Raw genomic sequence first — 11,445 nt, forward strand, 5'->3', positions numbered from 1 at the left:
TCGGGTATGCCAGTCTGCCATAGTTCACCTCAGTGATAACCTTCCGTGTCGGAAACTTTGCCCCGGAAAACGTAGTAGCTCCAGGCGGTGTACACCAGAATCACCGGAATAATCAGTAACGTTCCGACCAGCATAAACAGCTGGCTGGCCGGTGGTGCCGCAGCCTCCCACAGGGTAATGCGCGGCGGAATAATGTTAGGCCACAGGCTAATGCCCAGACCGCTAAATCCGAGGAAGATCAGCCCAAGGGTCAACAGGAAGGGACGCGAGTGGCTGGCCGGGTTGTGCGTCAGTCGCCAGATCCACAGGCTAAACACGCCTACCAGCAGGGGAACCGGAAGGAACCAGATGAAGTTGGGGAAGGTAAACCAGCGGTCGGCAACGTACTGCCAGCCGAGCGGCGTCCAGATACTCACCACCGCGATCACCACCACCAGCGCCAGCAGCACGTGCCGGGTCAGTTCACGCATGCGGTTTTGCAACGCGCCTTCACTTTTCATGATAAGCCACGTGGTACCGAGCAGGGTGTAGGCCACTACCAGCCCGATGCCGCAGAAAAGATTGAAGGGCGTTAACCAGTCAAGGGCGGAGCCGACAAAGCGCCGGCCCTCAACGTCAAAGCCGTTAATCACTGCTCCCACCACCACCCCCTGGCTGAAGGTGGCAAGCAAAGAGCCGCCGGCGAAGGCGTAGTCCCAGAATTTGCGGTGCGAAGGCGTTGCCTTAAAGCGGAACTCAAAGGCCACGCCGCGAAAGATAAGGCCAATTAACATGGCGGTAAGAGGGATGGTCAGCGCATCGATAATCACCGCATAGGCCAGCGGAAACGCGCCGAACAACCCCGCACCGCCGAGCACCAGCCAGGTCTCGTTGCCGTCCCACACCGGCGCCACGCTGTTGACCATTACGTCACGCTCTCTGGCATCGCCCACGAAGTTAAAGAGCAGCCCGATGCCCAAATCAAAGCCATCCATGATGATATACATCAGCGTGGCGAACACGATGATGGCAAACCAGATAACTGAGATATCGACGCCCATCAGTTTCTCTCCTGTTCCGGAACAGACTCAGCGGCAGACAGCGGACGGGCAGGGGTGCCCGAGGTATTTGACGTCAAGGTATCAACGGGCTGCGGACCTTTCTTGATAAGCCGAATCAGGTAGACGTAGCCCACGCCAAACACCGACGAATAGACCACAAAGAAGGCCAGCAGGCTGATGCTCATCTGCAGCGTGCTGTGCAGCGAGACCGCGTCGATTGTGCGCAGATAGCCATACACCACCCACGGCTGACGACCCACTTCGGTGGTGACCCAGCCAGCCAGCAGCGCCAGTAGGCCCGCCGGTCCCATGCACAGCGCGAACCAGTGGAAGGGCCGCGACTGGTAGAGTCGATGGCGATAGCGTAGCCAGACGCTGACCAGACCCAGCGTGATCATCAGTAGACCCATGCCGACCATAATGCGGAATGACCAGAAAACAATCGGTGAGTTCGGACGATCTTCTTTCGGGAAGTCTTTCAGTGCCGGGACCTGTTTATCCAGGCTGTGGGTCAGAATCAGACTGCCAAGGGCAGGAATTTCCAGCGCGTAGCGGGTGCGCTCCTGCTCCATATCCGGCAGGCCAAACAGCAGCAGCGGTGTCGCTTCGCCTGGCGGGTTCTCCCAGTGACCTTCGATGGCGGCAATTTTGGCTGGCTGATGTTCGAGGGTATTCAGGCCATGCATATCACCGACGATGGCCTGAATGGGCGCGACCAGCAGGGCCATCCACATTGCCATGGAAAACATGGTGCGTATCGCGGGCGTGTCGTTGCCGCGCAGCAGATGCCATGCGCCCGACGCCCCCACAAACAGCGCGCTGCTCAGGAACGCGGCGATAGCCATGTGAATGAGACGGTAAGGGAAGGAGGGGTTAAAAATGATGGCCAGCCAGTCCTCCGGAATAACCTGACCGTTCTGAATACTGAACCCCTGGGGCGTGTGCATCCAGCTGTTGGAGGCGAGGATCCAGAAGGTGGACATCAGCGTACCCAGCGCGACCATACAGGTCGAGAAGAAGTGCAGGCCCGGGCCGACCTTGTTCCAGCCGAACAGCATCACGCCAAGAAATCCGGCTTCGAGGAAGAAGGCGGTTAAGACTTCATAGGTCAGGAGAGGGCCGGTGATACTGCCGGCAAACTGTGAGAATCCGCTCCAGTTAGTGCCGAACTGATAGGCCATGACCAGACCGGAAACGACCCCCATGCCGAAGTTAACGGCAAATATCTTTAGCCAGAAATGATACAGCGAGCGCCACACCTCATTTTTGGTGCGAAGCCACATCCCTTCGAGCACCACCAGATAGCTGGCAAGACCGATGGTGATCGCCGGGAAGAGAATATGGAACGAGACGGTAAAAGCGAACTGGATTCTGGCGAGGTGAAATGCGTCGAGTTCGAACATGGTCCGTACCTCTGGAACTGTTGCGCACGAGGATTGCCAGGCAGTCCGGGGCTGCCTGGCAAAATCGGTTACGGTTTTTTCTTCCCGGCACCCAGTTCGGCGCCGGTCAGCGGGTCGGAATGTGGATCGGACTTCGTGCGGGCCGACATCGCTTTGACCAGCGTGGCCTGTTCGGTCGTCAGCGTCACGCTTGCACTCCCGTCACCGCCGTCAACGGCAGGTTGGGGGGATTCAACGTAGTCGAAATGTTTATCGCTGTTCCAGCTTCCGCGAACCTCTCCACCTTCAGACATATTGTAGTACTTGTTGGTGTATTCCTCGATTGGCGGCAGTTTTCCCGGAGGGAAATTATTACGAATGGACTGAAGCGCCTTCTCAAAGGAGAGCTGATGCGCTGCCTCACGCGTCATCAGAAACGCCAGCGCATCCTTCACGCCTGGATCGTCCGTGACGTTAATCAGCCGTTCATAGATGATCTTCGCTCGGGCCTCGGCTGCCACATTTGAGCGCAGATCGGCGGTCGGCTCGCCAATGGTGTCGACATAAGCCGCCGTCCACGGCACCCCGGCGGAGTTGGTCAACGGAGTACCGCCACCGTAAAGCAGGGAGGTGATATGGCTGTCATTACCGTTTTCGGTCATGGACCGATACAGCTCGGCTTCATTTTCCACGCCCTCCGCCAGTGCGCCTTTAGCCCCTTTATTAAGCATACCCACCAGGGTACCGATAATTTCAAGGTGGCTTAACTCTTCGGTCGCGATATCCATTAGCATATCTTTACGACCCGGGTCGTCATCACTCAACCCCTGAGTAAAGTAACGGCAGGCGGCGGCCAGCTCGCCCTGAGGGCCGCCGAATTGTTCCAGTAATAAATTGGCAAGGCCGGGATTCGGTTCGGCAACCCGAACCGTATATTGTAATTGTTTGACGTGTCGAAACATGTCTTCTCTCCTGAGGTTATTTTTTTGCTTCGACACCGGATGCGTCTGAACGCAGCAGGAACTGTTCGGTGGTCTGTGGAATGTGGCGAATCAGCCAGTCGGCCATCTCGCGCTCTTCCGCCAGGATACTTTCGATGGCGGGCACGGAAGCCATGTCGCCCGCTTTTTTGGCCGCGGCCAGCAGGGAGGTGTAGCAGGCTATTTCAAACTGTTCGAAAACATAGCCGCTGATAGACCCTTTGACGATCTCATCAGAGGGGAACATCCCGCCAATGGACTGTCCGAGCGCCGCCATTTTACTCATCGAATCTTTTAAAACCGAACGCGAAATATCATTACGGTCGAGGATCTCTTCCAGTAAGGTAATTTGTCGCTTCGTTTCACTAATATGCTGCTCAATTCTGGCGCGAACATCGGGATAATTATCGATACGGCTGGCCATGGATTCCAGCATAGATTCGGCTTGCTTTTCCATCGCATGGGCATCGCGTAGCCAGTCATGGTAGTGTTCTACGTGATTCATTATAATGTCCTCATTATGGTGTCGCTTATTTGGTCTCACTCTCAGCAGCCTGATCGGCACGCGCAGCACTGTAGCCAGATAAATGGCCGACAATATTGGCGTAGATACTGATGATAATGACCCATAGCACGCTGCTCTTCCACCATAAAACGGAAGGGATAGCGAGTATGAACCATATTATTGCTGCCGTTAAATGGCACCGTTTAATAGTCCTGGGACTGATGCTCATTTTATTTAACCTTTGCTATAGCGTCATTTTTGCGCTTTTTGGTTAATATTGCCTACGGCCAGGTCGGTAAGTTTAAGATCGGTTTCTTTCTCTTCTTCCAGCGTTTCTGCCAGAAGTTTAACGGCTTTTTTATAGCCCAGTTGTTCTGCTAATGTGGCGAGGGTACCGTAACTGGCAATTTCGTAATGCTCCACTTTTTGTGCTGCGGCAATTAATGCGGCGTCACGCACCTCATTTTTCTCGGTGCTCTCGATGACCTCATTGGCCTCTTCAATCAGGCCTTCCATTGCTACGCACTTCATACGTTTGAGCTTAAGGCCAGATTCTTGCTCGATAATCTGGTCGATACGCTCAATCTGTCCCTGCGTCTCTTCAAGGTGTGCACTAAAGGCTGCGCTCAGTTTTTCACTGGAGGCAGCACGAGCCAGTTTGCCGAGCGCGCGGGTCAGCTGCTTCTCAGCGCTGTAGGTATCAGACAGGAGGTGAATAAACACATCTTCGACACTTTTCATATTCATCATTACGCTCCGGTAAAATAAAGAAGGGGTACTGCGAGCCTGGAGGCCCGCAGCATGCTCTCTGTTTTAAATAAAAGAGATTTACATCAGATCAGGAGTTTTTACGGCCACCACCGTGGCTGTTTTCTCCTCCTTTCTTACCTGCTTCAGATGCGCGTTGCGGATCGTTTTTAAAATTACCGCCGCTGTGCTGGCCACCTTTACGTCCAGCTTCTGATGCTTTTTCACGGTCTTGTGCGAAATTACCGGAACCACCACGATGCTCTGCCATATTAAACCTCATATATTGGTTATGTCAGTTAAGATACGAAAATATTCCGTATCACTCGTCGTTCGAATAATAACTTTAGTCGGTGTTTCATATTCGTCAAATATGTTTTGTAAACCATCGCTTCGTTGCTGAGATATTTCTGATGGTTAACGCTTCGTTTAATATGAATATATCCTGGATGGCTTGCGGTTAACTGCCTGTCTTCATGGAGTTAATCCGCCAGCCGCAGGGGATAACTGTTTTTCTTGCATTGTTTATGCCTGAAGCGCGTGCGGCAGTCTAAAAATTACAGATTAATCTTAAGGAGAAATATTGAAAATCCGCTTGTTGCGTTAACGAAATAAGATATATGCCACTGATATTTGCTTTTAATGAGATATTACCTCTTAAGATAATGCTATTTATTACCTCTTAATGGTTAAGCGATGAGGTTATTAATAATACAGTTTGATCAGAAAGCGCTTTATTTAGAGAAGGTGAATCTACATTTAGAGAAGGTGAATCTGCCAGGTCATATGGGTGTCAGGGCAGGCCAGCACACGCTTTAACCACTCCTGTCTTAAGATCACAAATCGGAAATTCTTCCCCCCAGAGAGAACGGGTTTCTCTACACTCCAGGTAATATTCACTGGAGGCATGACATCATGGCGAACACCATCACGGCTGATGATATTCGGGAACACTTTTCGCAGGCTATGTCGGCGATGTACCAGCAGGAAGTTCCGCAGTACGGCACCTTGCTCGACCTGGTTGCGGACGTAAACCTGGCGGTTCTGGAAAATAACCCACTATTACATGAACAACTGGCGAACGCGGATGAACTGGCGCGCCTGAATGTGGAGCGTCACGGGGCGATCCGCGTGGGTACCGCGCAAGAGCTTTCGACCTTGCGTCGTATGTTTGCCATTATGGGGATGTACCCGGTCAGCTATTATGACCTCTCTCAGGCGGGCGTGCCCGTCCATTCCACGGCGTTCCGCCCGGTCGATGATGCGGCGCTGTGCCGAAATCCGTTTCGTATCTTTACCTCGCTGCTGCGCCTCGAATTGATTGACAACGTCGTCCTGCGTGAGCGTGCCGCGGAGATCCTGTCTCACCGCAATATCTTTACCCCGCGTTGTCTGGAACTTATCGCGCTGCATGAGGCAGAAGGGCACTTTACGGATGCGCAGGCGCAGGCATTTGTACAGGAGGCGTTAGAAACCTTCCGCTGGCATCGTCATGCGACGGTCGACCAGGAGACCTATCTGGCATTGCATAACGAGCACCGACTGATTGCGGATGTGGTCTGTTTCCCGGGGTGCCATATCAACCACCTCACGCCACGTACGCTGGATATTGACCGGGTGCAGGAGCTGATGCCGAAGTACGGGATTGAACCTAAAATTCTGATTGAAGGACCACCGCGCCGCGAGGTTCCCGTATTACTGCGCCAGACCAGCTTTAAAGCGCTGGAAGAGCCGGTGCTGTTTGCCGGGGAGCATACAGGAACGCATACCGCGCGCTTTGGCGAAATTGAACAGCGCGGCGTGGCGCTGACGCCAAAAGGTCGTGCGCTTTATGACAGCCTGCTTGCAGAGGCCGGTACCGGTAAAGATAACATGACGCACCAGCTCCATTTGCGCGAGATCTTCAGCGCCTTCCCGGACAGTGAATTGTTGATGCGCCGTCAGGAGCTGGCCTATTTCCGCTATCGCCTGACGCCATCCGGGGAAGCGCATCGACATGCGTTTCGTCCGGGAGACGATCCACAGCCGTTAATTGAGCGCGGGTGGGTTGTCGCTCAGCCGATTACCTATGAAGATTTCCTCCCGGTCAGTGCCGCAGGGATTTTCCAGTCGAATCTGGGCAATGAAACCCAGGCGCGTAGCCACGGTAACGCCAGTCGCGACGCGTTCGAAGCGGCGCTGGGTTGCCCGGTGTACGATGAGTTCATGCTCTATCAGGAGGCTGAAATCCGCAGCAAACAGCGTTGCGGTTTGCTCTGAAATCGTTACTCTTCTGGGGTGTGATGGAAACAGAAGGTTGTTATGCAAAATCCCTCCGCCCCTGTGATTGAAACGCGCCAGGGCGCACTGTCTGGTTTAACGGATGAAAACGTTCATCTCTGGTGTGGTATTCCCTATGCGGCGCCTCCCGTTGGCAACTGGCGCTGGCGTTCGCCACGGCCGCCTGAACGCTGGGAGGGGCTGCGTCTGGCCACCGCTTTTTCGCCCTCAAGCTGGCAGAACAGTGAGTATTGCCAGGCGTTAGGCGGCGGCGATCCCGGCCGGTTCTCAGAAGATTGTCTGTATCTTAACGTCTGGTCACCCGTCGAGCGGCCGGCGCCGCTTCCCGTCATGGTCTGGCTGCACGGCGGGGGGTTTACCATTGGCGCGGGTGGCCTGCCGCCCTATAACGGTAAGGCGCTGGCAACGCGCGGCGTGGTGGTTGTGACGATCAATTACCGTCTTGGTCACCTTGGCTTCTTTGCCCATCCCGCGCTGGAAGGAGAAGAAGACCGGGTGGTGCATAACTTTGCGCTGCTGGATCAGATTGCCGCCCTTGAATGGGTTCGGGAGAATATTGCCGCTTTCGGTGGCGATCCTGACAACGTCACCCTGTTTGGCGAATCCGCCGGCGCGCGCAGCGTGCTGTCGCTGCTGGCGTCTCCGCTGGCGAAGGGACTCTTCCACAAGGCGATTGTGCAAAGCGGATACACCCTGCCGGATACGCCGCGGGAACAGGCCTTGCAAAAAGGGGAAGCGCTGGCGGCGCATTTTGGCCTTGAGAAGGCGTCAGCAGAACAGTTACGTGCCATTCCCCCCGAAGCGTTCTGGCCGCTGGCCGCGCCGCTGAACATCGCCCCGGCACCCATCGTCGGAGACTGTGTTCTGCCGGAATCAATGCTCGATGTGTTCTTTGCCGCGCGTCAGCATCCTGTTCCGGTAATGATTGGGTCGAACAGTGACGAAGCCAGCGTGATGGCGGTATTTGGTATCGATCTCGCCGGTCAGATCCAGAAGCTTCGCCGTGAACGTCGCTTTGGACTGGGGCTGATCAAACTGCTCTATCCGGGTGTGAAAGGGGATGTGGAGCTTGGCAGGCAGGTGTGCCGGGATATGGCTTTTACCACCATGGGATATGTGGTGATGCAGGCCCAGCAGCGCGTGGGCGGCTTGTGCTGGCGTTACTGGTTCGACTATGTGGCGGAAGCAGAACACGCAACCTATATCAACGGTGCCTGGCACGGTAATGAGGTGCCGTACGTGTTTGACACCCTTGGTGAGATTGAGCCTTCCTGCCACTACGTTAACGCGCGAGACCGGCAATTCGCAGCGCAGGTTGCAGATTATTGGGTGAGTTTTGCGCGTGACGCCGGTCACCGGGAAAGTCTTCCTGGCCCGACGCACTGGCCGGCCTGTCGAAAAGGAAGGGACGTGCTGCTACGTATCGGCGTGAATAAACATGCAGGTTTCAGGCTTGAAAACCGCTTTATGCGCGCGCGCATGAGCCTCTTTAAGCGCGTCATGAAACACCATGTGAGCCTCGACTGAGCAGGCAGGCGCGAAACGCCGCCAGCCCATTTTCCTGGCCAGGCGATTCGCGCAGAACCAGTCTGTAGCTCGCACCCGTTTTAATGCTGCTCTCAAAAGGCCGCGCCAGCCTTCCGGCGCGGACATCTTCTTCCACCAGCGTTTCGTCGGCAATGGCAACCCCCAGCCCCTGAATGGCGGCCGTGATGGCAAGGTCCATCGTGTCGAAGTGTTGATTTTTGTGCATAACAACCCCCGGGCCTTCCTGCTTCGCCAGCCACAATGACCAGTCTGTCTTATCCCGTGTCGGGTGAAGGAAGGTTAACGCACCCAGTTCGCAACCTGCTCGCAGGGGGCTCATTACCGGGGTTAACGCCTCTTCAAACAGCAGATCGCCCGCGCTCATATGGGTGCCAAATACAATGGCCGCGTCGTAAGATTCCGTTTTGAAATTGACGTTATGGTCGGTAGTGGTGGTCAATGCGATCTGCATATCCGGCTGCTCGCGCTCCACCTCCAGCAGACGAGGCACCAGCCAGCGCATGGCGCAGGTGGGTGCTTTGAGTCGGATCACGGTTTGCTGGGTACGGGCCCGATCGGCCAGGGTCAGCAGCGTTTCAAAAGTGGATTGCAATTCCGGAAGCAGGGCGCTGCCCTGTGGGGAGAGGCGCAGGCCGCGCGCATGGCGCTCGAACAGCGGAAAGCCGAACCACGCTTCAAGGGTGGCGATTTTGCGACTTACGGCTCCCTGCGTCAGACAGAGTTCTGTTGCGGCATGGGTCAGATTCAGATGACGCGCGGTGACTAAAAAGGCATCGATGGCATTAAGCGGGAGCGAACGGCGCGACATTAACCACCTCAGGTATGCGTTTTTCTCATGGCTATTATGACAACAATTCGATTGTCCCGACAACTGACTTGTTGTTTGAATAGTTATGCATTCATCATGAGAAAGGAAAGAGGATGACGTTACACACTCCGGTGCACACCCGTTCCAAATTACCCGATGTGGGAACCACGATTTTTACCGTTATCGGCCAGCTCTCCGCCCGGCATAACGCCATCAATCTTTCTCAGGGTGCACCCAATTTTTCCTGCGATCCCAAACTGGTCGCCGGGGTGACCCGGGCGATGGAGGCAGGGCACAACCAGTACGCGGCAATGACCGGCCTGCAGCCGCTTAAAGAGCGTATTGCGGATAAAATTGCCACCCTCTACGGCACGCGCTATGACCCGGCCAGCGAAGTGCTGGTCACCGCCAGTGCCAGTGAAGGACTCTATTCGGCGATCAGCGGGCTGGTGCACCCGGGCGACGAAGTGATCTACTTTGAACCGTCGTTTGACAGTTATGCCCCGATTGTTCGCCTGCAGGGGGCCACGCCGGTTGCCATTAAACTGACGGTGCCGGATTTTGCCGTCAACTGGGATGAAGTCCGTGCGGCGATCACTCCGCGCACGCGCATGATTATCATCAATACCCCGCACAACCCGAGCGGGCAGGTCTTCTCAGCAGAGGACCTGCAGCAGCTGGTGGCGGTGACCCGCAATACCGATATCATTATTTTGTCTGACGAAGTGTACGAACACGTCGTCTTTGATGGTGAACCGCACCACGGTATGGCGACACATCCGCAGCTGGCGGAGCGTAGCGTCATTATCTCTTCCTTCGGAAAAACCTATCACGTGACCGGCTGGCGCGTGGGTTACTGTGTTGCTCCGGCGGTACTGATGGATGAGATTTGTAAAGTCCATCAATTTCTGATGTTTTCTGCCGATACGCCAATGCAGCATGCGTTTGCAGAGCACATGATTGACCCGCAAACCTGGCTGTCGCTGGCGGCGTTTTATCAGCGCAAACGCGATCTGCTGCAAAGTTTGCTGGAAGCATCACCGTTCAGACTCTTGCCGAGCGCCGGTTCGTTTTTCCTGCTGGCCGACTACAGCCAGTTTAGCGATGAGCGCGACAGTGAACTGGTGAAACGGCTGATCGTTGAGTATGGAGTGGCCACCATTCCGCTGTCGGCGTTTTATGCGGATGGTACGGATAATAAATTGATTCGTCTCTCTTTTGCGAAAGATGAGGCGACGTTACGGGCAGGTGCCCAGGCCCTGTGTCGGGTTAAACCACGCTAAGGAGTTGGAGATGAAATTACGCGCGTTAGTTGTCGGCATGGGATTGCTGTGTACGTTTTCGTCATTCGCGGCTACCGAACTGCGGTACGGGCTGGAGGCGGAATATCCGCCGTTTGAAAGCCGAAATGCTGCCGGCGAACTGGAAGGGTTTGACGTTGAGCTGGGCAATGCCATCTGCAAAGCCGCAGCGCTGAAATGCACCTGGGTTGAAACCTCTTTTGATGCGTTAATACCGGGCCTGGTGGCGAAGAAATTTGATGCGATTAACTCGGCGATGAACATCACCGAACAGCGACGTAAAAGTATTGATTTTACCCAGCCGATTTACCGCATCCCATCGCAGCTCGTTGGCAAGGCCGGTACCGCGGTAGAGGCAACGCCCGCGGGGCTTAAGGGCAAAACCATCGGTGTCCTGCAGGGCTCTATTCAGGAAACCTACGCGAAAGAGCACTGGGAAAAGCAGGGTGTCACCGTGGTGTCTTATAAAGATCAGAATATGGCCTGGGGCGATCTGCTGAATGGCCGTATCGACGCCTCGCTGGTCATGTCCGCGGCCGGGCAGGCAGGTTTCCTCAGCAAGCCGCAGGGGAAAGGGTTTGGCTTTATCGGCAAACCGGTGTCGGACGACACTATCCTCGGCAGTGGGATCGGCTTTGGGTTGCGTAAAGGGGACGAGGCCACCAAAAAGCAACTTGATGCCGCAATTGATAAAGTGCGTGCCGATGGCACGATCGCTAAACTCGCTGATAAGTACTTCCCAGGTATCGATGTCAGCGTAAAATAACCGCCTCATTTGCCCCGACTGACGATGTCCAGCCGGGGCATTTTTATACACGTCTTTATACCTTTCTTTACACCTTTTTCGGGTCGTT

General features: G+C 55.0%; 12 protein-coding genes. 4 read left to right on the forward strand and 8 right to left on the reverse strand.

Annotated elements, in window-relative coordinates; genetic code table 11:
• Nucleotides 1-29: 29 nt before the first annotated feature.
• The 7 genes from cydB to JTA15_RS06290 form a co-directional block, all read right to left on the reverse strand.
• Nucleotides 30-1,040, reverse strand: coding sequence for a cytochrome d ubiquinol oxidase subunit II (gene cydB, locus JTA15_RS06260; protein ID WP_032678126.1), 1,011 nt, complete (start codon nt 1,038-1,040; stop codon nt 30-32).
• Complete coding sequence (locus JTA15_RS06265) at nt 1,040-2,443, reverse strand: cytochrome ubiquinol oxidase subunit I (protein ID WP_014170002.1); 1,404 nt, start codon at nt 2,441-2,443, stop codon at nt 1,040-1,042. Before JTA15_RS06265 ends, cydB begins: the two co-directional genes overlap by 1 nt.
• Before the next feature lie 68 nt (nt 2,444-2,511).
• Nucleotides 2,512-3,384, reverse strand: coding sequence for a manganese catalase family protein (locus tag JTA15_RS06270; protein ID WP_020884190.1), 873 nt, complete (start codon nt 3,382-3,384; stop codon nt 2,512-2,514).
• A 16-nt stretch (nt 3,385-3,400) separates the two neighbouring features.
• Nucleotides 3,401-3,907 (reverse strand): ferritin-like domain-containing protein, encoded by a 507-nt coding sequence (locus JTA15_RS06275; RefSeq protein ID WP_014170004.1) that lies wholly within the window; start codon nt 3,905-3,907, stop codon nt 3,401-3,403.
• Between the two features lie 25 nt (nt 3,908-3,932).
• A complete protein-coding gene (locus tag JTA15_RS06280; RefSeq protein ID WP_020884189.1) occupies nt 3,933-4,136 on the reverse strand; it encodes a hypothetical protein in 204 nt (67 codons plus the stop codon).
• Nucleotides 4,137-4,159: 23 nt separating this feature from the next.
• Nucleotides 4,160-4,654, reverse strand: coding sequence for a ferritin-like domain-containing protein (locus tag JTA15_RS06285; protein WP_020884188.1), 495 nt, complete (start codon nt 4,652-4,654; stop codon nt 4,160-4,162).
• Between the two features lie 91 nt (nt 4,655-4,745).
• The gene (locus tag JTA15_RS06290; protein WP_020884187.1) at nt 4,746-4,925 is read right to left on the reverse strand and encodes a general stress protein; all 180 of its coding nucleotides are present in this window, start codon (nt 4,923-4,925) and stop codon (nt 4,746-4,748) included.
• A 644-nt stretch (nt 4,926-5,569) separates the two neighbouring features.
• Here JTA15_RS06290 and JTA15_RS06295 point away from each other — a divergent pair.
• Together JTA15_RS06295 and JTA15_RS06300 are read left to right on the forward strand one after the other, a co-directional pair.
• On the forward strand, nt 5,570-6,913 hold the full coding sequence (locus JTA15_RS06295; protein WP_014170009.1) for a VOC family protein: 1,344 nt from the start codon (nt 5,570-5,572) through the stop codon (nt 6,911-6,913).
• 42 nt (nt 6,914-6,955) lie between these two features.
• The gene (locus tag JTA15_RS06300; protein WP_025204232.1) at nt 6,956-8,461 is read left to right on the forward strand and encodes a carboxylesterase/lipase family protein; all 1,506 of its coding nucleotides are present in this window, start codon (nt 6,956-6,958) and stop codon (nt 8,459-8,461) included.
• Here the strand turns inward: JTA15_RS06300 and JTA15_RS06305 are convergent.
• Nucleotides 8,433-9,290 (reverse strand): LysR family transcriptional regulator, encoded by an 858-nt coding sequence (locus JTA15_RS06305; RefSeq protein WP_050736771.1) that lies wholly within the window; start codon nt 9,288-9,290, stop codon nt 8,433-8,435. The genes JTA15_RS06300 and JTA15_RS06305 overlap by 29 nt on opposite strands.
• Nucleotides 9,291-9,403: 113 nt before the next feature.
• Between JTA15_RS06305 and JTA15_RS06310 the strand changes: the two genes are divergently transcribed.
• A complete protein-coding gene (locus tag JTA15_RS06310; RefSeq protein WP_063924965.1) occupies nt 9,404-10,573 on the forward strand; it encodes a pyridoxal phosphate-dependent aminotransferase in 1,170 nt (389 codons plus the stop codon).
• A 10-nt stretch (nt 10,574-10,583) separates the two neighbouring features.
• Nucleotides 10,584-11,357 carry a transporter substrate-binding domain-containing protein gene (locus JTA15_RS06315; RefSeq protein ID WP_025204230.1) on the forward strand — a complete coding sequence of 258 codons (774 nt, stop codon included), beginning with the start codon at nt 10,584-10,586 and terminating at the stop codon, nt 11,355-11,357.
• Nucleotides 11,358-11,445: the final 88 nt, after the last annotated feature.

The sequence above is a fragment of the Enterobacter sp. BIDMC 29 genome (assembly GCF_019378755.1).
Lineage (GTDB): Bacteria > Pseudomonadota > Gammaproteobacteria > Enterobacterales > Enterobacteriaceae > Enterobacter > Enterobacter ludwigii.